Origin of the sequence: Winogradskyella eckloniae, from assembly GCF_013249045.1 — a bacterium.
Taxonomy (GTDB): domain Bacteria; phylum Bacteroidota; class Bacteroidia; order Flavobacteriales; family Flavobacteriaceae; genus Winogradskyella; species Winogradskyella eckloniae.
Genome location: NZ_JABRWP010000003.1, coordinates 223,756 through 247,837 on the forward strand (window position 1 = coordinate 223,756; position 24,082 = coordinate 247,837).

The 24,082-nt window shown below is 33.0% G+C and carries 19 protein-coding genes; 3 read left to right on the forward strand and 16 right to left on the reverse strand.

Annotation, left to right across the window (positions count from 1 at the left end; translation table 11 throughout):
• Positions 1-265 precede the first annotated feature (265 nt).
• From HNV08_RS06315 to HNV08_RS06380, 14 genes are all read right to left on the reverse strand, one after another.
• Entirely contained in the window at positions 266-2,236 is a 1,971-nt protein-coding gene (locus HNV08_RS06315; protein WP_173280328.1) for a DUF349 domain-containing protein, read from the reverse strand.
• Between the two features lie 151 nt (positions 2,237-2,387).
• On the reverse strand, positions 2,388-3,155 hold the full coding sequence (locus tag HNV08_RS06320) for a shikimate dehydrogenase family protein (protein WP_173280329.1): 768 nt from the start codon (positions 3,153-3,155) through the stop codon (positions 2,388-2,390).
• The gene (locus HNV08_RS06325) at positions 3,124-4,143 is read right to left on the reverse strand and encodes a DUF368 domain-containing protein (RefSeq protein WP_173280330.1); all 1,020 of its coding nucleotides are present in this window, start codon (positions 4,141-4,143) and stop codon (positions 3,124-3,126) included. Before HNV08_RS06325 ends, HNV08_RS06320 begins: the two co-directional genes overlap by 32 nt.
• Complete coding sequence (locus HNV08_RS06330; RefSeq protein WP_173280331.1) at positions 4,143-5,111, reverse strand: DUF368 domain-containing protein; 969 nt, start codon at positions 5,109-5,111, stop codon at positions 4,143-4,145. The genes HNV08_RS06325 and HNV08_RS06330 overlap by 1 nt, the downstream gene beginning before the upstream one ends.
• A gap of 37 nt (positions 5,112-5,148) precedes the next feature.
• The gene (locus tag HNV08_RS06335; protein WP_173280332.1) at positions 5,149-6,555 is read right to left on the reverse strand and encodes a tetratricopeptide repeat protein; all 1,407 of its coding nucleotides are present in this window, start codon (positions 6,553-6,555) and stop codon (positions 5,149-5,151) included.
• 161 nt (positions 6,556-6,716) lie between these two features.
• Positions 6,717-7,892 carry an aspartate aminotransferase family protein gene (locus tag HNV08_RS06340; protein WP_173280333.1) on the reverse strand — a complete coding sequence of 392 codons (1,176 nt, stop codon included), beginning with the start codon at positions 7,890-7,892 and terminating at the stop codon, positions 6,717-6,719.
• Positions 7,893-9,689: an OstA-like protein gene (locus HNV08_RS06345; RefSeq protein ID WP_241697189.1), complete on the reverse strand. Its 1,797-nt coding sequence runs from the start codon at positions 9,687-9,689 to the stop codon at positions 7,893-7,895.
• Between the two features lie 87 nt (positions 9,690-9,776).
• Entirely contained in the window at positions 9,777-11,057 is a 1,281-nt protein-coding gene (locus HNV08_RS06350) for an adenylosuccinate synthase (RefSeq protein WP_173280335.1), read from the reverse strand.
• A gap of 2 nt (positions 11,058-11,059) precedes the next feature.
• Complete coding sequence (locus HNV08_RS06355; RefSeq protein ID WP_173280336.1) at positions 11,060-11,521, reverse strand: Fur family transcriptional regulator; 462 nt, start codon at positions 11,519-11,521, stop codon at positions 11,060-11,062.
• 116 nt (positions 11,522-11,637) lie between these two features.
• Positions 11,638-13,845, reverse strand: a complete 2,208-nt coding sequence (locus HNV08_RS06360) for a RelA/SpoT family protein (protein WP_173280337.1) — start codon at positions 13,843-13,845, stop codon at positions 11,638-11,640.
• A gap of 98 nt (positions 13,846-13,943) precedes the next feature.
• Complete coding sequence (locus HNV08_RS06365) at positions 13,944-14,297, reverse strand: SdpI family protein (protein ID WP_173280338.1); 354 nt, start codon at positions 14,295-14,297, stop codon at positions 13,944-13,946.
• Positions 14,298-14,409: 112 nt separating this feature from the next.
• Complete coding sequence (locus tag HNV08_RS06370; protein ID WP_173280339.1) at positions 14,410-15,129, reverse strand: 3-ketoacyl-ACP reductase; 720 nt, start codon at positions 15,127-15,129, stop codon at positions 14,410-14,412.
• Between the two features lie 68 nt (positions 15,130-15,197).
• Positions 15,198-16,430 carry a M48 family metallopeptidase gene (locus tag HNV08_RS06375; RefSeq protein WP_173280340.1) on the reverse strand — a complete coding sequence of 411 codons (1,233 nt, stop codon included), beginning with the start codon at positions 16,428-16,430 and terminating at the stop codon, positions 15,198-15,200.
• Between the two features lie 4 nt (positions 16,431-16,434).
• Positions 16,435-17,232 (reverse strand): TrmH family RNA methyltransferase, encoded by a 798-nt coding sequence (locus HNV08_RS06380; RefSeq protein ID WP_173280341.1) that lies wholly within the window; start codon positions 17,230-17,232, stop codon positions 16,435-16,437.
• 366 nt (positions 17,233-17,598) lie between these two features.
• Between HNV08_RS06380 and HNV08_RS06385 the strand changes: the two genes are divergently transcribed.
• The 3 genes from HNV08_RS06385 (at position 17,599) to HNV08_RS06395 (ending at position 22,223) form a co-directional block, all read left to right on the forward strand.
• Positions 17,599-18,348, forward strand: a complete 750-nt coding sequence (locus HNV08_RS06385; protein WP_173280342.1) for a hypothetical protein — start codon at positions 17,599-17,601, stop codon at positions 18,346-18,348.
• Between the two features lie 190 nt (positions 18,349-18,538).
• Complete coding sequence (locus HNV08_RS06390) at positions 18,539-21,322, forward strand: DUF7619 domain-containing protein (protein ID WP_173280343.1); 2,784 nt, start codon at positions 18,539-18,541, stop codon at positions 21,320-21,322.
• 100 nt (positions 21,323-21,422) lie between these two features.
• On the forward strand, positions 21,423-22,223 hold the full coding sequence (locus HNV08_RS06395; RefSeq protein ID WP_173280344.1) for a DUF6503 family protein: 801 nt from the start codon (positions 21,423-21,425) through the stop codon (positions 22,221-22,223).
• 77 nt (positions 22,224-22,300) lie between these two features.
• Here HNV08_RS06395 and HNV08_RS06400 read toward each other — a convergent pair whose 3' ends face one another.
• Together HNV08_RS06400 and HNV08_RS06405 are read right to left on the reverse strand one after the other, a co-directional pair.
• Positions 22,301-22,654 (reverse strand): hypothetical protein, encoded by a 354-nt coding sequence (locus HNV08_RS06400; RefSeq protein ID WP_173280345.1) that lies wholly within the window; start codon positions 22,652-22,654, stop codon positions 22,301-22,303.
• Positions 22,655-22,765: 111 nt separating this feature from the next.
• Positions 22,766-24,079: an amidohydrolase family protein gene (locus HNV08_RS06405; protein ID WP_173280346.1), complete on the reverse strand. Its 1,314-nt coding sequence runs from the start codon at positions 24,077-24,079 to the stop codon at positions 22,766-22,768.
• Positions 24,080-24,082: the final 3 nt, after the last annotated feature.

The following is a 24,082-nucleotide window of genomic DNA, read 5'->3' on the forward strand; positions in this document are numbered from 1 at the left end:
ATCAAGATCACATTTTTAATAATTGAAAATAAGAAATCTTTAAATTAACTATTTAATTTTCAGAAGTTTTCAAAAAAAATCCAAATTAAAACATCTAAAAGCAACTTTTATGCGTAGATACTATATATAAAAGCAAAATGCTTTTATTTCTTAGTAGGAAATCTTAATTATTATTTTAAGCGGTTGTAATTAAGGTTAATTTAGTTTAGTTAGGGCAAAACCCATCTGTTTAGACAGATGGGTTTTGATTATTTAAGGGTTATTTTTATTTATACATGCCACGCACCTTATTTAATTTGGCTTGCCATGATTCTAATTCCTTTTTGTGATTGGCAATGTTTTTATGGACATCTTTTACCAATGGATTGTCTGCTTTTACATTAGAGAAAAATTGCAAGTTGTTTTCGAGTTGGTTAATCTCAGACCTAATTTCACTCATGCGTTTTTTAATAAAATTAAATTCATTGTCTAGCAATCTTGTGTCGTCAGGATTCGCTAAGTTTTCTAGTTTACTATCAAACTTAATCATTTCTAATTTTGCTTTGTCCATTTTTAGTTTGTCAAAAGCGTCATCTATAGCTTTGTAAAATTTACCATCGATGTAGCGTTTGTTTTGAGGAACATGACCTATGTCTTTCCATTCTGCAATTTTCGATTTTAAAATTTCTATATCAGCTTTAGGATCATCAGACAGCTCCATAGCTTTTAGATTGTCTAGTAATTTTACTTTACTATCAAAGGCATCAAATAAATGTTGATCTTCAGCTTTACGAGCTGCATGCATTCTGTCAAAATAATGGTTACATGCTGTCTTAAATTGTTTCCAGATTTTATCACTGTCGCGTCTTGGTACATGTCCAATTTTTTTCCATTCATTCTGAATCTTCTTCATTAATGGCGTTACAGTTTTAAAGTCTTCACTATCCTTATTGTCTTCTGCTATTTGAATTAAATCTTTCTTTTTCTTAAGATTTTCGTACTGATCTTTCTTTAAACCTTTGTAAAAACTATTTTTTCCTCTGTTAAACGTTCTTACGGCTTCTTTGAATTTTGCCCAAGTGGCTTCGTTTACTTTTATTGGTACTTTACCTGCTTTAAAAAACGCGTCTCTTAAAGCTTCAATTTCTTTTATTTTTTTCTGCCATGCGCTGTGAGAATCGTTTTTGTCTTCAGCAATAGCAGTGATTTGAGCAATAATTTCTTCTTTTCGCTCTAGATTTTTTTCATGGGCTTTGTCCATGTCTGCATAATAAGCTTGGCGCTTATCGTGTATGGCTTTTGTAGCATTGCTAAAACGTTCCCAAATAGCTTCTCTATGCTCTTTTCCAACAGGACCTAGTTCTTCTTTCCATAATTTATGTAAAACTTGAAGCTCTCTAAATGAACGATTGGTGTTTTCGTCTTTTGCTAGTTCTTCCGCACGTTCTATGATTTTAATTTTTTGATCATAGTTGTGCTTAAAATCCATATCTCTCAAATCATTGTTGAGATGTAAAAAATCATAAAAACGCTCTACATGATGATGATAGGTATTCCATGCATTGTTGTATTTGTCTCTAGGAATCGGGCCAGCATTACGCCATTTGTCCTGTAACTCTTTGAAGTTTTTATAGGTTGTACCCATATTTTCTTCAACACTAAGCAAACCTTTTATGTCCTCAATGATTTGTAATCTATTATTTAGGTTTTGCTTTAATGCTTGTTCACGCTCATTATAGTATGCATTGATGGACTGTTTATATTCTTTATAAAGCGAATTGAATTGTTTTTTGGTATCGTTAGAGTAGTAAAAATCCATTTCTACACCACCATCTGCAATAAATTCTTCCTTTTTTTCGTCTAATAATTCACTGTATTTGGCATTGAATTCAGATTTAATTTCATTGATGTTCTTTGAAATTGTCTGAACTTTATGATGCTTTAAAAGTCTGTTGAATTCTGCGACCAGCTCTGTCATTGACATAGCGTGGTAATCTTTTTCCTCTACCTCATGTCGTTCTGCATTGGCTTCATCTTCTGCATCTTCTGCATTAGACGCTTCAATTTCATCTACATGTTCATCACTAACCGTTGTTGTAGCGGCTACATCTTCTGTTGCTTCTGTAGTGTTATCGGTTGTTGAGTCTATATCAGATTCTGTTTCAACTGTATTAGTTGTTTCTTGTGTTGGAGTAGGTTCTGTAGATTCTACTTCTTTTTTTCCTTCTGCATCTTGCAGGTTATCATTCTCAGACATAAGTCAATTATTTTATAGGAGATAAATATACTAACAGTTGTTAGATATACAAAGGAAATGCTTCTAGAGCTTACATTTTATGACTTATATCCATGTTTTTAACACTACTTTTTGAGTGAAGTTGAACAGAATTGCGCTTTATGGATTGGTATTAGGATTTTAGATTATGCCAGATCTCCCAAGATTTTTCTGCTTGTAATCGTAACATCTCGAGACCATTTATTGTTGTTGCCCCTTTATTAAAACCGTGATTTAAAAATTTGGTTTGTTCAGGATTATAAATGAGATCATATAATATATGATGTTCGGTTAGGCCTTTATAAGGAATATTAGGGCAGTCTTCTATGTTGGGAAAAGTACCAATTGGTGTACAATTAATTATAATGGTATAGTCTGAAATGATTTTTTCTGTTAATTCTGAATATGTAAAGGTTACTCCTTTTTTATGAGATCGTGATACAAAATCGAATGTAATGTTTAACTTTTTAAGCGCAAAAGCTATGGCTTTAGAAGCGCCACCTGTACCAAGTATTAATGCTTTTTTGTGATACGATTTTAAATGTGGTTGTAATGAGTTTTTAAAACCATAATAATCTGTGTTATATCCTACAAGTTTTCCTTTTTTTGTGAATTTTATAGTATTAACAGCACCTATTTTTTCTGCTGTTTTGTTTAGCTTATCTAGTAAAGGAATGACGTCTTCTTTGTAGGGAATAGTGACATTTATGCCCTTGAGATTAGATGTGTTAGCTATAATTTCCTTGAGTTCGTCTATGGTTTGAAGGTCAAAATTCACATAGGAGTGAGGCAAATTCTCTTTTTTAAATTTTTCTGCAAAATACCCTCTAGAGAATGAATATGATATATCTCTACCTAAAAGACCAAATTTATAGTTTGTTTTTTCTTGATTTATTTCCATACCATTCTAATCCTAATACTATAAGAATACCAAAGGCAATATAAGCAATTGCGATATAAGTTTCACTATTGAGTTCTGGTAAAAAACGTTGATAATCGGTAATGATTTTTTTTCCGGCAGAATGTAAAACGTAAGTACCATCACTATTTGTTTTGTAGATTGTTGTTTTCCAAGGCCAAACCACGCCAAGCGAACCAATAATAAAGCCCATTATTGTGGCCATAGTTATAGTTTTGTAATGCTTTAATATATAATTTAATATGTGAGAAAATGTTACGAGACCTGTTATTGAGCCTAAGGTAAATAGTGTTAATACTTTAAGGAGTCTTATTCGTACCTGGTTGTGAATGAAGTCAAAATTACCACTAAAAATATCTACCATAGTATCAAAAAGGGCATTCACAGAATCTACTAATAATAGAACGTAGTTTCCTAAAATTATTAGAATAAATGATCCCGAAAATCCTGGTAAGGTCATTCCCGAAACACTAATAATGCCACAAAAGAATACAAAGAATAAATTGTCATTTTCGGTGGCTGGATCCAAGAAACTAATACTTACACCTGCAGCAGCACCAAGTATTAGTGCTAAAATAGTCGTTCTATTCCATTCTTTAAATTCTTTACTGATATAATAAATTGAACCCAGAATCATTCCGAAGAATGTACTCCAAACATACAACTCGTAATGAAGTATTAGAAAATCTAATAGTTTTGAAACACTGAAATAACTAATAATCATTCCTGAGAATAACAGGCTCAGAAATTTACCATTTACGTACTGAAAAAAACTTTTAAAACGACCATTTAATAAGAGTTTAAAGGCTGTTTTGTTAACACGTTGCAAGGTGTAAATAAACTCTTCGTAGAAACCCGCAACAAAAGCAACTACACCACCAGATACGCCAGGCACCTTATTAGCTGCTCCCATGGCCAAACCTTTAATGACCAAAAACACACGGTCTTTAAAGTTTCTGGTGCTTTGCATTAGGCCTTATTTTTTTGTTTACCTAAGGTTTCTAAGATGAGGATTGCTGCAAATCCTACAACAATAAATACAATAGCCATAACAATTTCATTGTCACCAGTGTATGAGGTTGGTAATATACTTTTGTCTAATAGTGTAACAACTTCGCCTTCAGAATTTACTCTTGTTTTTAAGACTTCTTTCCATGGCCAAATTTTATTAAGCGACCCAATCATAAAACCTGTTAAAATAGCTAAGGTTAGATTTTTTTGATGTTTAAACATCCAGTTGAGCGCTTTTGAAAACACTTTTAATCCTACTATGGCGCCAACGGCAAGCAATAAGAAATTAATAAATGCATCTTTAAATAATTCCATATCACCATTTAAAAGACCATCTCTTAAGTTGTTAATGGTATCAATGGCCGTTTGGTATGCACCAAGAATTAGCAAGATAAATGCACCTGACACGCCTGGGAGAATCATTGCTATAATTGCAATAAAACCACAAAACAGTAAGTATAAAGGGCTATCTGGCGAGGCAAATGGTTCTGCTAAGGTTATAAAGTAAGATAAAATAGAAGTTATAACAATGGCTACAATGACTTTGATGTTCCATCCTTTTATTTGCTTGGCGATATATAAAATACTGGCTAAAACTAGACCAAAAAAGAATGACCAAAGTAAAATAGGTTCATGATGTAATAACCATTTAATAAGTTTTGCTAAGGATAATATACTGATGGCAATCCCTGAAAATAAGGCTAAAAGGAAATTTCCATTAATGGCCTGCCATGCCGTTTTAAATCCCGTTTTTTTCCAAACTTTAAAAAAGCCGAGGTTGACCTTGTCGATACTCTCTAGTAATTCTTCGTAAATTCCAGATATAAAGGCAATTGTTCCACCAGAGACTCCTGGGACAACGTCTGCTGCTCCCATGGCAATACCTTTAAAAGTTATGATTAAATAATCTAAAAATCGTCTTTGCATTCTATATTTAAATAAGACTACTAAGGTATGATATTTTTTAGTCAGTAGACTTTTTAGCTTCCGAAATTATAGCTTTTATTAAAGGTTTTTCTTGAATCTGTGGAAATAATTCTGAAATGATAAAACTATAATCAACATTGATTTGTGTTGCATTTTTTAAATGAAATCGTCCTTCTTCGGTTTGGTGTACTTTAAAATAAAGTCCGGCTAAACGGAATTCAATTTCTGCATTTTCCGGATAAAATTCTGCGGCTTGCAATAGGTTAAATATGGCGCCTTGATATTCACCTAGTTCTATAAGAATATCGGTTCTATTAAGCCAAGTGTCTAATTCGTAATTTCCTAATTCTATAGTGCGTTTGTAGCCTTGTTCTGCTTCTTCAAGAAAATTTAGTCGTTTGTTTATTGTTGCAAATAGTTTCCAATACAGTACGTTGTCGCCATCAATAATAAGTGCTCTTTTTATATAGTCTAAGGCATTTTGGTAATCGAGATGTTTCATGTAATATCTCGTTATTGCTATCCATCCCTTATCTAATAATGGGTCTTCTTCTATGGCTTTTTTATAAAACTGAACGGCTAACTCATCTTGTCTTAGTTTAGAATAACAATGGCCAATGCGCAATAACGCAAAAGAAGTAGGATCATCTAAAGCCAAAGTAATTTTATAATTTTCTATGGCTTCTTCGTGCTTTTTTAGTTTTTCTAAGACTTTACCTTTTTCTATATAAGCCCCTACAAATGTATCGTCAGAGATAATTGCAAAATCAAACGCCGCATTTGCTTTCGCATAATCTTTAATTGCAAAATATTGTCTTCCTAATTGATGCCAAGCCACTTCACAATACGGATTTGTGTCTAAGAATGTATTGAGATAGTCAATGGCTTCTTCATTAAGATCTAAAAAATCATAGCAATAAATAATATTATGTAAGGCCGAATAATCTGTTGTGTCGCTTTCTAAACATTTTTTGAAAAATACGATTGCTTTCTCAAACTGATCTAAGAATAAGTATTCCATGCCAACTAAGGCATACAAATCTGCGTCGTCTTCTGGTGTACTAGACATTTCTATCGCAATAAGTAAAGTGTCTATAGCTTTTTGGTGTTCATCTTGTTTAGATAAAACATTGGCTTTTTGAATAAAGATTTCTTCATTAGTTGGTTCCAAATTATGAAGTTCATCTAGTAAATCATTGGCTTCAGAAAATTTATTTTCTATGACCATTATTTCTACTTGAAATAATCTTAAGTTAATTGACGTAGGATGTTGTTCTAAACCTAATTTAATAGCACGCTTTGAAAGTGCAATTTTACCATTCTCTAAATAATGATGAATTATATTTTCGAACTCATTGGAGTCAAAAAATAGAATATCATTTGTTTTTAGCATCGATTCAAATCGAGATAGCGGAAAATTTTTGTCGTCGCGACTGTATTGCATAGAAGGTTTAATAATTCTCTGAAATAAAATTACAGCTATCCTTTGTGCGACGTCATTTTTTAAACTAATGTTTTTAACAAAGTAGTTAACATTAAAATTATTATTTACTTAATGAATTGTAAGTAGCTGGTATTTAGTGTGTTTTGGTTTATGTGATTCGTTTATAATTTGTCTAAAATTGTAGTTATTATACGACAGCCTTCAATTATTTCTTCGTTTGAAATTGTTAAAGGTGGCGTTATTCGGATGGCTTTGGGCTCAAAAAGTAACCAAAATAGAATGAGTCCTTGCGCTTGTGCCATGAGAATAACTTGGTTGGTAAGCTCGGGATTTTCCGTTAATGCAGCTAACATTAATCCTCGTCCTCTAATTTCTTTGATGTGTTTATGTTGCAGATGTTGCCTAATTAATTGTTCTTTTTTTAAGGCTTCTGCCATTATATTTGATGTAGTAATCTCTTTTAATGTGGCTAAAGCTGCTGCTGCAATGACCGGATTTCCGCCAAATGTTGTGATGTGACCTAGTTCGGGTTGGTCACTTAAAGTGTCCATCATTTGTTTTGAAGCAGAAAAAGCGCCAATTGGCATTCCGCCTCCTAAGCCTTTTCCTGTTACAACGATATCTGGTAGAACATTATAATGGTTAAAACCAAAGACTTGACCAGTTCTTCCTATTCCTGGTTGAATTTCATCGAGTATAAAAACAGCACCTACTTTTTTACAGCGTTGCTGTACTTTTAGTAAATAATCATATTTAGGCTCAATAAAACCTGCACCACCTTGTATGGTTTCTAAAATTACAGCTGCTGTATTTTCCGTAATTTTAAGCAGGTCGATCTCTAAATTAAATTCTATATGCTTTATATCTGGAATTAATGGGTAGAACGGTTTTTTACGTTCTTCAAAATCCATTAAACTTAAAGAGCCCAATGTATTACCATGGTATGCATTTTTCGCTGCAATAATTTCGGAGCGATTGGTGTAGCGTCTTGCCAATTTTATACTGCCTTCTATGGCTTCTGTACCTGAGTTTACTAAATACGTAGATGTTATATGATCTGGTAAATGTTTTGCTAATAACTTGGTCAATTCTACAGCAGGTTGCTGTATATATTCACCATAAACCATCACATGCATGTAGTTGTCTACTTGGGCTTTTATAGCATCTACGACTTTCGGGTGAGCATGACCTAAGCTACAGGCAGAAACGCCTGCTACAAAATCGAGGTATGCTTTATTATTGGTGTCATAAATATAAGAGCCTTTGGCATATTTAATTTCCATTGCCAATGGATGTGGTGTTGTTTGGGCTTGATATTTAAAAAAGTCGTTTTTCAATTATTGACCTGCTTTAGTAGCTTCTTCGTTTAAGGCTTTTTGCTTTTTCTCGCGTTCCGTTAAAGGTGTAACCGTATTTTTTTTAGGCAAATTACGGGCAGCTTTATTTTCTTTTTTTGGTGTCGCCTTTCCGGCATCATTGATGCGTTTAGTGACTTCGTCATCAATAAATTCTTCAGGTGGTACGTAGGCATCAAGTCCTTTTATTGTTGGTAATTCTAAAGGCGGATCATCTTTAAAAAGGTCTTCTACAGAGTTTGGTCGTTCTTCGCCTCGCCAATCAAATCCTCTTAAGCGTTTTCCTGCTTTTGGAAATTCGGATTCTGGAAATAATTGAGCATCCATTTGGTTAATAAAACGTGTCTCTACAATTTCTTGATTTTCTATTTGAATATTTATGCTTCCGGATTTCGATTTGTTGATTCCGACCAATTCATTTTTGTCATTCCTTAAGTAATAAATTACTTCTGCATTTTTTATAATGTCTACATTATAGAGTTCATTGTCCTTAAACAAACCTATTAGGCGTTTTCCTTTTATTTGGTTAAAACCATCTTCACTTATAGTGTCTTTGCTTACTAAAAATGCATTTTCAAACACTTTTAATGAATCTAATTTTTCTGTAATAACATTAGAAATTAAATGTATGGTGTCTCCTGTCATTTGGTTGCCTAGATTCCATAAAACAGGTTTTCGTTTTGCTGAAAATGCATCTCCTGTGCTAAATCGGCTAAGGTTAATCATTTGAGTAAGCCCTTTTTTATGGTCTACATGAACGGAATCTGCTTTGCCAGCCATATCACTTTTATACAGCCTTACATTATAGTACGCTCTTGTTATTCGGTTGTTTTCCTTACCAGTAAGCATAAGCGTATCTGCATGCATATACACGGAATCTCTTTCTTGAATGGTAATGGCTAGAGCTCGTTTTGTTATAAAAACAGAATCTTTTTCGCGCCAAACCTCTGCATAATGCCCTTTTACTATGCTATTGTTAAGGGTGTCAGTGACGGTAATATTGTTGGTGGCTGAAGCAAAACTTTTTGTCCTATCAAAATACAAGCTATCTCCTTCAACAGTTCGATTGTCATAATCTATTTTAGCCTTTTTTTGAAAATGACCAACATTTTTATTGGTGTCATAAAAACCACGTTCACAATAAATTTTGCTTGTTTCTCCAGTTATTGTTGAAGGGCCAAAAAGGTAAGCATATCCATTTTCAGTAAAAAAATCGAGTCGTTCTGTATTTAACGTGTAATTAGGATTGACTAAAACCACATCCTGAACAAATTGATATTTACTAGCAGACATGTAATAACGCCCTATTTTACTTGTAATTGTTCCTGATGAGTCTCTAACAACGGTTCCTCCTGTATTATAATAGGCTTGCTGCTTAATTCTATCAAAATGAAGTGTATCTGTTTTAAGCGTAGATTGTGGTTCTGTGAGTACCACATTGCCTCTTGCATAAGCGCGTTGCGTTTTTCCACTATACTCCACATATTTAGCGACCATATTAATGGTGTCGCCTTGTTTCATTACAACATTGCTAAACGCTTCAAGATAATCTTGGTCTTCATAATATATGGCCTTATCACACCAAACATTTACACCTTTGTGTATAAAGTGTACTTGTTGTGATTTATCCCTTAAAAAAACTAATGCACCATCCTCAACATCTGGAGAAGTGGATGTGTTACCAGAATATTCTACAGTTATTTTTTGCTTTTCTTGCGCAAAGTTTATAAAACCAACGACTAGACAAACAAATAAGATTAGAAATTTAAAACGTTTCAAAGTCATATATTTTTACAAAATAACACTTAATAGAATTGTATTCGTATATGTTAACGTTTTTTTTAACAGAATAAAAATGTTAAATCTCTATACTGTTTTACGCACAATGGTTTGCTTTCTATCTGGACCTACAGAAACTATAGTAATAGGAATATTTAATTCTTTTTCTAAAAATTCAACGTAAGCATTTAGGTTTTCTGGTAATTGCGAAGCTTCTGTCATACCAGTTAAGTCAGCTGCCCAACCGTTTACTTCTGTGTAAATTGGCGTCACATTTTCTTCTTCAATATTATATGGCAAATGTGTGATAGTTTCGCCTTTATAATTGTATGCTGTACATACTTTTAAGGTTTTAAAGCCAGAAAGTACATCACCTTTCATCATTATTAATTGTGTAACACCATTAACTTGGCAAGCGTAGCGTAGAGCCACTAAGTCTAACCAGCCACAACGTCTAGGACGACCAGTTGTTGCTCCAAATTCATTACCAACTTTTGCCATAGTTTCGCCATCCTTGTCAAACAATTCTGTTGGAAAAGGCCCAGAACCAACACGTGTTGTATAGGCTTTAAAAATACCGAAAACTTCACCAATTTGGTTTGGCGCAACACCTAAACCAGTACATGCACCTGCAGCAGTTGTATTCGATGAGGTTACAAATGGATACGTACCAAAGTCTATGTCTAATAAAGAGCCTTGAGCACCTTCTGCTAAAATAGATTTACCAGATTGTTGTGCTTGGTGTACATATTCTTCAGAATCAATAAATTCTAAGCTTTTTAAAGTTTCAATAGCACTGAAAAAATCAGTTTCTAATTCTTTAAGATCATATTGAATATCCACGTCATAAAAAGCAATCATAGCTTCGTGCTTATCGGCTAAAGCTCTGTATTTGTCTTTCCAATCTGCTAATTCTATGTCACCAACTCTAATTCCGTTTCTACCAGTTTTGTCCATGTAAGTTGGGCCAATACCTTTCAATGTAGAACCAATTTTCGCTTTTCCTTTTGAGGCTTCACTGGCTGCATCTAACAAACGATGTGTTGGTAAGATGATATGTGCTTTTCTAGAAATACATAACGATTTTTTGTAATCTACGTTTTGTTCTTCTAGTTTATCGAGTTCTTTTTTAAAAATAACAGGATCAATAACCACTCCGTTGCCAACTAGGTTAACTTTTCCTTCATGAAAAATGCCTGAAGGGATGGTGTGTAAAACATGTTTTTTTCCGTTAAAAACTAAAGTGTGTCCTGCATTTGGGCCACCTTGAAAACGTGCAATAATATCGTATTTAGAGGTGAATACATCGACAATTTTTCCTTTGCCTTCGTCGCCCCATTGTAATCCAAGTAGTAAATCTACTGCCATTTTTAATTTGATTTGTCGTCTTTTTTACGGTTGCCGTAAAAATATAGTGAATGATTTGTTATTTGAATATCAAAAACCTCTTCTATGGTTTTTTTTATGGATTGAATACGCGGATCACAAAATTCTATAACCTCTCCTGTATCTGTTAAGATAACATGATCATGATTTTTGTCGAAATATGACTTCTCGTAGTGCGCTTGACTTTTACCAAACTGATGTTTGCGCACCAATGCACATTCTAACAATAATTCAATTGTATTATATAAAGTTGCTCTACTAACACGATAGTTTTTATTTTTCATTTTAATATAAAGAGACTCTATATCAAAGTGTTCTTCACTTTCGTATATTTCTTGAAGTATAGCGTAGCGCTCAGGTGTTTTTCTGTGACCTTTATCTCCAAGGAATTGTGTAAAAACGCGTTTTACAATTTCTTGATTACTTTCTTCTGTGGTTGTATTCATAATTAAAAGAACAAATTTAAGTAAATTTAACTTGAAACTTATTATAAAAGTAAGGATTAAAAACTAAAGAAATGAACAAGTGTTAACTTGTTGTTATTGTTTTGAAAATGAGTTTATTAAACTCTCGAAACTTTGTCTATTCCGTTTATTTTTTTTAGGTTGTCAATAAGTTTTTTTAGCATGGTTTGATTTTGGACATCAACCGTAATTTTACCGGTAAAAACGCCATCATCACTTGAAAAACTTAGGCTTTTCATGTTGACATGCATATTCTCAGAAATCAACTTTGTAATGTCATTGACTAATCCCATATCATCAATTCCTGATAATGTGAGTTGAGAGGTGTATACCTGTTGTGATGAATCTATCCATTTGGCTTGTAGTATTCTATAGGCATAATTAGATTGTAGACTTAAGGCATTTGGACAGTTTTTTTTATGAATCTTAATACCATCATTAATGGTTAAAAAACCAAATACTTTATCACCAGGTATAGGATTACAACAATTTGCTAATGTATAATTTAGTTTTTCTTCCTCTTTACCAAAAACGAGCATATCATATTTAGAAGTGATTTCTTCCTTATGAATATCTTTTGGTACTGTTGGCTTGTAAATTTTGTTTTTAATATAGCTAACAATAGCATTGCTTCTAGAGGAGGCAAATGCTTTTAACTTTGTATTATCTATTGTGCCAATACCAACTCTATAAAATAAATCTAAAGAGGTATTTAATTTAAAATGGTTGACTAATTCATTAATAGAACTCTCATTTAAAGTAATTTTAAGTTGCTTTAATTTTCGTCTTAAAATTTCTTTTCCGTCTTCTGCAATGCGTTTTGTATCTTCATTTAGGGCAGATTTAATTTTACTTCGGGCTCTAGCCGTTGTAGCATAATCTAACCAGTTAGCGTTTGGTTTAGCATTTTCTGAAGTCATTATTTCTACGCGATCACCACTTTGTAATTCATGACTTAAGGGTACTAATTTACCATTGACCTTTGCACCTCTTGTTTTCATACCAACTTCAGTATGGATGCTAAATGCAAAATCTAATGGTGTTGCGCCTTTAGGCAGTGATTTTAAATCGCCTTTTGGCGAAAACACAAAAATTTCTTTTGAATATAAATTGAGTTTAAACTGTTCTACAAAATCAACAGCGTCAGCTTCATTGTTTTCTAAAGCTTCTTGCAGACGGTTAATCCATAAGTCTAGATTATCATCCTTATCGTTGGCGTTTTTATATTTGTAATGTGCAGCATAGCCTTTTTCTGCAATTTCGTTCATACGTTCACTTCGTATTTGAACCTCAACCCATCGGCTTTTTGGTCCTACAACAGTGATGTGAAGCGCTTCATAACCTGTAGATTTTGGTGAAGAAATCCAATCTCTTAATCGTATTGGGTTAGGTGTAAAGTGATCTGTAACAATAGAGTATATTTTCCAAGCTAAGAATTTTTCATTAGCTACATCTGATTTAAATATAATTCTAATGGCAAACTTATCATAGACTTCTTCAAAGGCAACACCTTGTTTTACCATTTTTCGTCTAATACTGAAAATAGATTTAGGACGGCCTTTAATCTCGTAATGTAATCCTTCTTTGGTTAATGAGTTATCTATGACTTTAGAAAAATCTTTGATATAAGCATCCTGATCTTCTTTACTATCCTTTATTTTTTCTAAAATATCGTTATAAACTTCAGGTTCTGTATATTTTAAGCCTAAATCTTCGAGTTCTGTTTTAATATTGTAAAGCCCTATTCTATGTGCTAAAGGCGCGTAAATGTATAAGGTTTCTGATGCTATTTTAACTTGTTTGTCGGAGCGCATAGAATCCATGGTTTGCATATTATGCAAACGGTCTGCAATTTTAATAATAATGACTCTGACATCATCATTTAATGTGAGTAGCATTTTTCTGAAATTTTCAGCCTGTAAAGACACATCCATGTCTTTTTTTAAGGACGAAATTTTAGTGAGCCCATCTACAATTCTGGCAACTGTTTCTCCAAACAATTGTTCCATGTCATCTATGGTGTAATCTGGATTGTCTTCTACCACATCATGTAACAAGGCAGCAGCAATAGACGTAGCGTCTAAGCCAATTTCTTGAGCTACAATTTTTGCTACAGCAATAGGATGAAAAATATATGCTTCACCAGATTTACGACGTTGATCCTTATGCGCATCAACAGCAACCTCAAAGGCATGACGAATTAATTTCTTATCCTCATCCGTTAAAGTTTGATAGCTTACTTTTAGTAACTCTTTGTAAGCTTTGGTTATCGCTTTATTTTCTAATTCTATGGCTTCTTCAGTCATAGAACTAAAGTAGTAAAAGCTTTTTAATAGACCATTATTTTTTTGAAGGAAATTTCTAAAATTAGGGAGATTAATTGCGTTTATAGTTGTAACCTAGACTATTCCTCATTAGAAAACTGTGATTTTAGTTTGTTTTCAACACGAAAAATTAAAATGATTACTGCTAATATTAAGAAAGCAAGTCCTAGAAGCATGGCTATTTTTTCGGCAGGAAACACATAGCATCCTATACTGCTAAAAAGGAGCAGTACAACTCCAATTTTTATCATTTCTTTTGCGGAATAGATTTGAGAAAAATCCCAACGCTTTTGAGATTTCATTGAAGCCACAGTTCTGTAACCGTAAAGCGTATTGATTTTTTTTGGCGGGAATTTTAGCATAATAAATCCAATAACTAAGAAAATTAGTCCAGTTGAAAACGGAATAATAAATAAAGGATTGTCTGTAATCATATTTTAAAAGTCGTTCTAATTCATTTTGAGAATAAACCAAGATACCATATTTATATTAACTAACAAAACCCACAATTTAGTGGGTTTTGTTGCGTTTTTATGATAATAACTATTATGGATTTGTAGACCATAATGAAGCGTTGGCCATCATTGCACGTCTTGGTAATTTTAAACCAGAAACGATGAGCTCTGCAAAATCTTCGGGCTGTAAAACACTGTCTTTAGAATTTTCATTTGCAATGCCTAATCCAATGGACATATCAGATGCTATAGTACTTGGTGTTAGTGTGCAAACTCTAATATTGTTTTTTCTTACTTCTTTCATTAAGGATTGCGACATGCCAATTACAGCAAATTTAGATGCTGAATATGCAGAAACGGTTGCATTACCAGTTAAGCCTGCCGTTGATGATACGTTAATGATATCGCCTTCATTTTTATCAATTAAATGTGGTAAAACTTCTTTAGTAACATAGTACATGCCCATTACGTTAGTTTGTATAATTTGAGTCCATTGGCTGACTTCCATATCCATAAACGACCCAAAAGCGGCAATACCAGCATTATTAACTAAAATATCTACAGTACCTAAAGCGGTAATTAATGTTGAAATGTTTTTTTTAACCTCATCATAATTACTCACATCAAAGGCAGTGTAGGTTGCGTTAACACCAAGGGCTTCTAATTCTGAAACTGTAGCTTTTAAAGCGTCTTCATTTCGGCCAGTAATGGCGACATCAATACCTTCTTTAGCAAATGCAATAGCTGTTGCTTTTCCTAGACCTCTGCTTCCTCCAGTTATGATTGCTTTTCTATTTTTTAACTCTGTCATAATTGTTTTATTTCTTTTCTTCAAAGTTATTAAAATCCCGAGGTAATATATGTTATAATTATGTGAAGTTATGCCATAAGATTTTTTATGCGCGCTAAAAGCGTAGGATGCGAGTAATGCATAAAGACGTATGCTTTGTGAGGGGTTAAATTACTGAGACTATTCTTAGATAATTTTTTTAATGCGCTCATGAGAGGCTCCGCCTTGTAGGTGTTTTTTGCGTAATCATCTGCTTGGTATTCAAAAACCCGAGACATATAATTCATTATTAAACTGGTAAGTTCAGAAATAGGAGCATACAACAGGCCAAAAGCAATTAATCCCACATGAAAACTCTGTTCTTCCGCACCAATGGCATGAGATAATAATGGGTTTGAAACAAAAATAGACAGAATAAACAGCGTTAAACCTGTGAGAAGTATTGAAGAAACTAAATTAAAAATGATGTGTTTTCGTTTGTAATGTCCAACTTCGTGAGCTAATACGGCAACAATCTCTTCGTCATCTAAGTCATTGACTAAGGTATCATAAAGTGTAACGCGTTTTTCACTTCCAAAACCCGAAAAATACGCATTGGCTTTTGTGCTGCGTTTAGAACCATCTATTATGAAAATTTTTTCGAGATTAAAGCCTACAGATGCTGCATAAGCCGAAATCTTAGTGCGCAGTTCGCCGTCCTCTAAAGGTGTTTGTTTATTGAATAATGGCACAATAAGTTTGGAGTAAAACATATTCATAAACACAGTGAAAATTGTAATAATGCCCCAAGCATATAACCAAAATTGATTTTCTGTTATTTGATAAAACCACACAATTAGGGAAATAATACCACCTCCAAGAAGAACAGTCATAAGTAAGCCTTTCAGTTTATCTAAAATAAAAGTCTTTTTTGTGGTTTTATTAAATCCGAATTTTTCCTCAATAACAAAGGTTTTATAATAACCAAATGGTGTAGTGATAATGTCACTTGCAATCATAATAATTCCAAAGAATATTAATGCAATGACTATTGGATTTTCAGAAAAACGTCTGGCTAAACCATCAACATATTCAAATCCATCTAATAATAGAAAACCTAAAGTAAGTACAAAAGAAAATACAGACGCTATTAGGCTAAATTTATAATTTACGGTTTTATAGGCTTGGGATTTTTTGTATTCAGTTTCATCATAAACATCATTTAAAGCTTCTGGAATTGGGTCATTGTAATGTTTGGCATTTATGGCATCTAAAACTTTATCAATAATAAAGTTGATGACTATAATGGCTATGATGATGTAGAAAAGTGTGTTTGCAGTCATTCTGTTATTTAAAATCGCGTTGTCTTTTGGCTTCAAAAATAAGAATTCCGGCAGCAACGGAAACATTCATAGAGTCAATTACGCCTTGCATAGGTATGCTAATATTTTGGGTGGCAGCATCTCGCCATTCTTGAGTTAATCCTGTGGCTTCTGTACCAACTACGATGGCTGTTGGTAAGGTGTAATCTTGCATGTGATAAGGCTTTGACTCTTGTAAGATTGCTGAAAAAATATTGAAATTGTAGTGCTTTAAAAATTCAATGGCTTCAGAAGAGTTCGTCATTGCAATTTCCGTGGTAAACACACAACCAACACTAGAGCGAATAATATTGGGATTGTATACATCTGATTTTGGATTAGCAATAATCACGGCATCTACATTGGCCGCATCTGCAGTTCGCAATAAAGCGCCAATATTTCCTGGTTTTTCTGGAGCTTCGGCAACTAAAATTAGCGGATTTTTAGAGGTGAGTTTTAAGTCTTCAAGCGTGTGAGTTTTGCTATAAACAACTGCAATGACACCTTCAGTAGTATCTCTATGCGCTAATTTTTGAAATACGTCTTTAGAAATCTCAATAATATCTATGTCATATTGAGACATGGCTTTAGCTTCACTTTCTGAGAATAAATCAGGAAAAAATAAAAGTGTTTTTACCTTATAACCGCCTTTGATGGCTAGAGATAATTCGCGTTTGCCTTCAATTAAAAATTGTTGTGTTTTTTTTCTAGCTCTAGATTTTTCTTTTAAAAGAACGAGTTGCTTAATTAATGGGTTTTGTGCACTTGTTATAATCTTGTTCATATAAAATGTATATCGCGTTTAGAGCTCCTTTTTTATTAAAAGTTGATGCTTTTTATAGAATGGTAAAGTTAAAAATTTACTGGGTTAAATCGCATTATTTAAAGATAAGTCATAAGTCTCTAAAGGCATGAAGTTTTGCGTGCAAAATAGAATGTGTTTAAGCGAAAAATAAATATAAAATGTAAATAAAAACGGTTGAATGTGTTTTTTGGAGCAATTGTTGTGTTATAAAAAATAATAAGAACCTCTGCAGTTTTATTGAAACAATTAGGTGCCACCTTATTGGTTTAAAGATGTAGACGATAACCTTTAATTCTAATATATAAGTTTTTGAAAATGAATAAAATGATTACGAAATATTGCCTAATGCTTTTTTTAACAATGGGTTTGTTTTCCTATGGTCAAGAAATTATTTTTCAAAAAAATGAGAATCCTACAGCGCGAGACCTATTACAATTACAAAAATTAAATAGCCATGGTGATAGTCTTATTTTAGAAAGTAAGACTTTAAAGATTCATCAAATAGATATATTAAATGAAAATTATTTTGAAACCATAAAAATAGATAGTGTTAAGGCCAGAATAGGATTAAGCCATGTACCCATTGGAAATTATGTTGTGCAAGCTAAAGTGACACGACACTGGATTGTAATGTATATAGAGAAAACTAAAACTATAAGTGCAGACATCGATTTTATGGAAATTATAGCTAATGCAAAGCGGAATAAAGTAACTAAAACTGCTATTCATCTAAACGATGAGCATTTAGTGTCTAAGGAAAAAATAATAGAGAATCAAACTGAAGAAAAAACCATGTATTGGGTTGTTTATGAGAGTAATACGCATTTGTCGTCAACTAAAACGATGAGCTTAAAATATCCTGAAGAAATAGATGATTTGATTTCTAAAATAAGAATAGAAACAAAATCGAAAGTAGGCAGGCATAATAAGCTCCTTGTTTATGAAGTTTATAATACCTCAGAATTTATGAGAAGACAACTTAGAGATATTACATATTATAAAAGCACAAAATCAAAACTGTTTAACGTAGTACCTGTATATAACTCTGACAAAGAGCAACGATATCGATCTCTAGCTAATGTGTCTTATCAATAATAGAATCCTGTTTAAATCTTCATTTTTATAAATACGAGTTTTATACCAAGTTTTAGTTAAGCTATTCGGATTTTTTTGTTTTATGAGTAGTTATAGAAATTAAGCCCGTAAAATGTAATGTCATTATTTATGGCTTTAGGTGTTTTTTTGTTTAACTTGTTTTATAATTGAATCATTAACCCAACCAAATATGAAACAAAAATTACTTTTCTTTTTTCTTTGCGCATTTTCAGTAACATCAATGTTTGCTCAAGTTGCTAACCAACCTAATGATTTAGCAGTCTGTGATGACGATAATGATGGTTTTGCGTTATTTGATTTAACAATTTTAAACGCGCAGGTATTAGGTTCTCAAAGTGCAAATGACTATACGGTCACGTATCACGAAACCCAAACAGATGCAGAAAATAATGTTAATCCAGTGCCATCACCTTACGCCAATATTGTAAGTGGTTATCAAACGATATACATTAGGGTAGAAGACAACGACACTCAAAATGCAGCATTAACCACAGTTAATTTAATCGTGAACCCTGTTCCGATGCCTAATCAGCCAACAGCATTAGAGGTTTGTGATGACGATAATGACCAGATTACCGTATTTGATTTAACTATAAATGAGAATGAAATAACAGGAGGAAATACAAATATGACTTTATCGTATTATGAATCGCAAATGGATGCTGAAATGCAAATAAATCAAATCCTAATGCCAACATCCTATAGTAATATTTATAATCCTCAAACAATTTATGTACGAGTTGAAAATGTGACTTCTGGTTGTTACGCTATAACGTTATTAGATATTTTCGCAGTTCCATGTGTAGGCGATCAAAATGTTATTGTTGTTGAAAATGCGTTCACTACAGAAGAACTCGTTACCGATATTTTAGTTGATGGTGATTGTAGCCCTGTTTTTAATATCACATATTCTACAGGATCTAGTTTGGGTACCAATGAACCTAATGGAATAGGATATTTTACAAATGAAAGCGATTTGTTTCCTTTTGAAGAAGGTATTGTAATCTCTACAGGACATGCTAGTTCTGCATCTGGACCAAATGATAGTGTTGCAATTGGCGGAACAACAGGATGGCAAGGTGATGCGGATTTAGAAGCTGTAACGGGTATTAACTCGTTTAATGCCACAGTTATTGAGTTTGATTTTATACCCATCATTAATGAAATTAATTTTGAGTTCTTAATGGCTTCTGAAGAGTATGATGGCGGTGATTTTGAATGTCAGTTTTCAGATGCTTTTGCATTTTTATTAACGGATGCTAATGGTGTTACTACTAATCTTGCCGTTATTCCAGGTACAGAAATTCCAATTTCTGTAGGAACAATTCATCCAGAAAATGATACTTGTCCTGCAGAAAATGAAAATTATTTTGGAGGTTATACGCCATATGGTGATCCACCTATTGCTTTTAATGGTAGAACTGTCGTTTTTAATGCACAATCTGAAGTAAATATTGGTGAACCTTATCATATAAAATTAGTAATTGCTGATGCTGGAGATGCTGGTTACGATAGTGCTGTGTTTTTTAATGCCGCCAGTTTTGATATTGGTGAACTTTGCGACAATATCGGATTAATAAATGTAAAAGCATTTAATGATGCTAATACAAATGGATTACTCGATACAGGTGAAACAGATTTTACAAATGGCTTTTTTACCTATGAGAAAAATAATGATGGTGAAATAAATTATGTCAATACATCGATTGGTAATTTTTCTATAATCGTTACAAACGAAACAGATAGTTATGATATCTCTTTTAATGTTTATGATGAGGATTTAGGTTGTTATACTGTTAGTACGGCCACTATAAATAATCTTAGTGCTAACATAGGTGATATTACCACTGTAAACTTTCCTGTTTTAGATACACAGAGTTGTGAGGATGTTGCGGTTTATCTCGTTAATCAATCAAGTAATCCAAGACCAGGATTTGATCATTCTAATTTAATTATTTTAGAAAATTTAAGCAGTTTTCCAATCAGTGCTGGCACAATTGAGTTTACCCTAGATGATGCGTTAACTATTAACAATGTTAATCTAAATCCTAATTATTCTATGACTACAACTGATACTGGTTTTACAATTGATTTTTTGAATTTAGAGGCAGGTGCTAGCGAAATTATTGAAGTTAATTTAAATTGTCCGGCAACTATAGAATTGGGAGAATTAGTAACGAATACTATAACCTACGTAACGAGCAGTAATGATGTTTTTGATGATAATAATACATCTCAATTATCTGAAATAGTCATTGGGTCATACGATCCCAACGATAAAATGGAGTCTCATGGAAAAGATATCGTTTATGACGATTTCGTAACTTCAGATGAGTTTTTGTATTATACCATACGTTTTCAAAATGTAGGCACAGCAGAAGCCATTTTTGTTAGAATTGAAGATGTTTTGGATAGTCAATTAGATGAAAGTAGCTTCCAAATGTTGCGTTCTAGTCATGATTATCAGGTCACCAGAACTGGTAATAGTTTAGAATGGTATTTTGATGATATAAATTTACCAGCAGAGCAAGATGATGCAGAAGGAAGTAATGGTTATGTTTATTTTAAAATAAAACCAAATCCTGGATATGCCATTGGAGATATTATTGAAAACACAGCGTCTATTTATTTCGATTATAATGCACCAATTATTACCAATACCTTTCAAACTGAATTTGTTGAAACATTATCCGTAGCAGGTTTTGATTTAACAGGGTTTACTCTTCTTCCAAACCCTGCAAAAGGAGAAGTGACCATTCAAATCTCAAATTCTAATCCAGCTGATGGATTGATAAACATTTATAATATTCAAGGCAAAATGATTTTGAAAGATATCAAGATTCAAGAACAATCTTCAACTTTAGATATTTCAATTTTAGAAAGTGGATTGTATTTTGTTGAATTAACCATAGGAAACGCGAAGACTATTGAAAAACTAATGGTCACTAAATAGAGTGCTTATTGAATTTAAAAAAGCTTCAGATAATTTCGGAAGCTTTTTTTGTAATGTTAGTAAATTAATTACGTCAAACCCTTCAACTTAAAATTAAAACATGAAAAAAATAATACAATTATTTGCCATTGCAATGCTTTTTGTGGCATGTAAAAACGAAACAAAACAAGAGACAGAACAGATGACTGAATCTGTTGCAGCAGAAGAAATCACAACGAGTATTTATCCAGAATCTATCTCTAAAGTTTTTAAGGCTCACGGAACTATAGAAGCATGGAATAAAATGCAAACACTGTCTTTCTCTATTGATAAACCAACAGGAAAAGAAGTGATTACTGAAAACTTAAAAACAAGAGCAGAACAAATTGATACACCAAATTATACACAAGGATTTGATGGTACAACACTTTGGGTTAGTGAAAAAGACGGAAAAGAATATAAAGGAAAGCCAAAATTTTATAAAGGTTTAATGTTTTATTTCTATGCCATGCCTTTTGTTTTAGCTGATGATGGTATTAATTACGAAACTACAGAACCATTGGTTTTTGAAGGTAAATCGTATCCTGGAATTTTAATTTCTTACGAAGATGGTATAGGCGAATCTTCAAATGACCAATACAAGATTTTTTATGATGCTGACACGGGAAAAATGGAATGGTTAGGTTATACGGTTACTTTTGGAAAAGATGGAGGCAGTGAAGATTTTCATTTTATAAGATATAACAATTGGCAAACGGTTAATGGCTTAGTTGTACCAGCAAGTATAGATTGGTATAAATATGAAAACAACCTACCAACAGAAAAACGAAATACAGTTGCTTTTACAGATGTAGTACTTTCTGAAAAAGCGCCAGATGCAAAATTATTTATGCAACCAGAAGGTGCAAAAGTGATTGAATAAAGTGCATTAATTACAGATGAGGGTTTTCACTTCATTCTGAATGAATTAAAAAAAGCGAGCCCAATGGCTCGCTTTTTTTATTTAGGTTTCATAGCAATATCTATGGTATAGTTGCTCCATTTTAAATGTTTTGAAGCCTCAATTTTTTCAAATATAGAATCATTAGTTTCAATAAATAGAAATGCTCCTTTTTTAAAATATGCTGTGTACTCTCCATTATTATCAGTCTGCATTATAGTATCATATTTACCTGTATAACTTTGGTCTGGACTATTATTTCCATAATACCAACATTTCATCTTGAGTTTCATGTTGGCAATGGGCAGGTTTGTAATTTTATTTTTAACAGTTCCAGTGATCCTTAAAAGCTCTACATCGTTTTGACAAGAGAATAAGATTAACGTGAAGAAAATAAAAATAGTTCTACTCATTAATTATTGATTTATACAAAAACACCCCTAAAGTCCCCTCAAGGGGACAATCCATAGATTAAACTTGCTAGGACTGTCCCCTTGAGGGGACTTTAGAAGTGTAAACTATAACTATTTATCTGGCTGATTAAGTTTCTCAGAATAACGTTTCCAAAGTTTGGTTTGGTGTGTTTCTAAACTTAAGCTTCTGCCATCGATAAATGCGTGTGTTAATATATTGGTTCGCATATCTAGAGCATCGCCTTCACTTATAAAAAGAGTTGCACTTTTACCCACTTTAAGCGTGCCATACAAATCGTCAATGCCTAATATTTTAGCCGGATTTTCAGTTATTAATTGCAACGCTTGTGCTTTTGTTAAACCATGAGCAACCGTTGTACCAGCATAAAATGGAAGGTTTCTAGAATTCATACGTTCCATTTGTCCGCTAGGTTCTAAAGCCACCAAAACGCCTGCGTCAACTAAAGTTTTGGCGAGTTTAAATGGTAAATCGTAATCGTCATCTTCTAATTCTGGTCTGGTGTGTACACGTCTTAGAAAAACAGATACATTATTTTCGTTTAGGAAGCTAGTTAATTTATCGGCTTGGTAAGCACCAACAATAGTAATTTTAGAAACACCTTGTGCTTTAGCAAAATTAACAGCGTCAGTAATACCTTTTTCGTCATCTACATTAATGTATAAACGTTTTGAACCATCAAATAATCCAGACATAGCTTCGTACGGTAAATGCGATTCCTTTTTATCGCCTTTATTGTAGCTTTTAGATTCTGTAAAATAAGCTTCTAATTCAGTAACTTGTTTGTTGTAATTTTTATTAGGTTTTAAACCAGCATCTTCGCCTAACCACCAACGACCACGACTAAAACTGCTTGGCCAATTGATGTGAATACCATCATCCATTTTGATTGCTGCATCTTCCCAGTTCCAAGCATCATACTGAACGACTGATGAGGTACCAGAAATGCGTCCTCCTCTTGGTACAACTTGTCCTAGCAACACACCATTTGGTCGCATAGATTCCACAACTTTAGATTCTGTGTTGTAGGCAATAATACTTCTAATGTGCGGATTATAAGTTCCAAGTTCCGATAAATCTACAGAGGCTTTTACAGCATCTACTTCTACTAATCCTAATGTGCCATTAGCGACAATAAATCCAGGATAGACATGCTTGTCTTTTCCATCAATAATAGCCATGGCTTGTTTTGTAAGTGGTGTAGATGCTTCTGGTCCAATGGTTGTTATTTTTCCGTTACTGACTACAATTATGCTGTTTTTAATAACGGTTCCATCGCCAATATGAGCGGTTGCACCAACAATAGCAAAATCTTTGGTTTGCTTTGGTGCAGGCGTTTGCTGTGCAAAACTTAATGTAATGCACAATAAAAATAAGGCTATATGTATTTTGTTTAAAGTTTTCATATC

Coding starts and splice junctions, on each gene's coding strand:
- HNV08_RS06395 (WP_173280344.1), top strand. CDS start 21,423: ATGAAAAAAATAATACAATTATTTGCCATTGCAATGCTTTTTGTGGCA.
- HNV08_RS06370 (WP_173280339.1), bottom strand. CDS start 15,129: ATGACAGAGTTAAAAAATAGAAAAGCAATCATAACTGGAGGAAGCAGA.
- HNV08_RS06350 (WP_173280335.1), bottom strand. CDS start 11,057: ATGGCAGTAGATTTACTACTTGGATTACAATGGGGCGACGAAGGCAAA.
- HNV08_RS06355 (WP_173280336.1), bottom strand. CDS start 11,521: ATGAATACAACCACAGAAGAAAGTAATCAAGAAATTGTAAAACGCGTT.
- HNV08_RS06405 (WP_173280346.1), bottom strand. CDS start 24,079: ATGAAAACTTTAAACAAAATACATATAGCCTTATTTTTATTGTGCATT.
- HNV08_RS06320 (WP_173280329.1), bottom strand. CDS start 3,155: ATGGAAATAAATCAAGAAAAAACAAACTATAAATTTGGTCTTTTAGGT.
- HNV08_RS06375 (WP_173280340.1), bottom strand. CDS start 16,430: ATGACTGCAAACACACTTTTCTACATCATCATAGCCATTATAGTCATC.
- HNV08_RS06315 (WP_173280328.1), bottom strand. CDS start 2,236: ATGTCTGAGAATGATAACCTGCAAGATGCAGAAGGAAAAAAAGAAGTA.
- HNV08_RS06380 (WP_173280341.1), bottom strand. CDS start 17,232: ATGAACAAGATTATAACAAGTGCACAAAACCCATTAATTAAGCAACTC.
- HNV08_RS06390 (WP_173280343.1), top strand. CDS start 18,539: ATGAAACAAAAATTACTTTTCTTTTTTCTTTGCGCATTTTCAGTAACA.
- HNV08_RS06365 (WP_173280338.1), bottom strand. CDS start 14,297: ATGATTACAGACAATCCTTTATTTATTATTCCGTTTTCAACTGGACTA.
- HNV08_RS06325 (WP_173280330.1), bottom strand. CDS start 4,143: ATGCAAAGCACCAGAAACTTTAAAGACCGTGTGTTTTTGGTCATTAAA.
- HNV08_RS06360 (WP_173280337.1), bottom strand. CDS start 13,845: ATGACTGAAGAAGCCATAGAATTAGAAAATAAAGCGATAACCAAAGCT.
- HNV08_RS06330 (WP_173280331.1), bottom strand. CDS start 5,111: ATGCAAAGACGATTTTTAGATTATTTAATCATAACTTTTAAAGGTATT.
- HNV08_RS06335 (WP_173280332.1), bottom strand. CDS start 6,555: ATGCAATACAGTCGCGACGACAAAAATTTTCCGCTATCTCGATTTGAA.
- HNV08_RS06385 (WP_173280342.1), top strand. CDS start 17,599: ATGCTTTTTTTAACAATGGGTTTGTTTTCCTATGGTCAAGAAATTATT.
- HNV08_RS06400 (WP_173280345.1), bottom strand. CDS start 22,654: ATGAGTAGAACTATTTTTATTTTCTTCACGTTAATCTTATTCTCTTGT.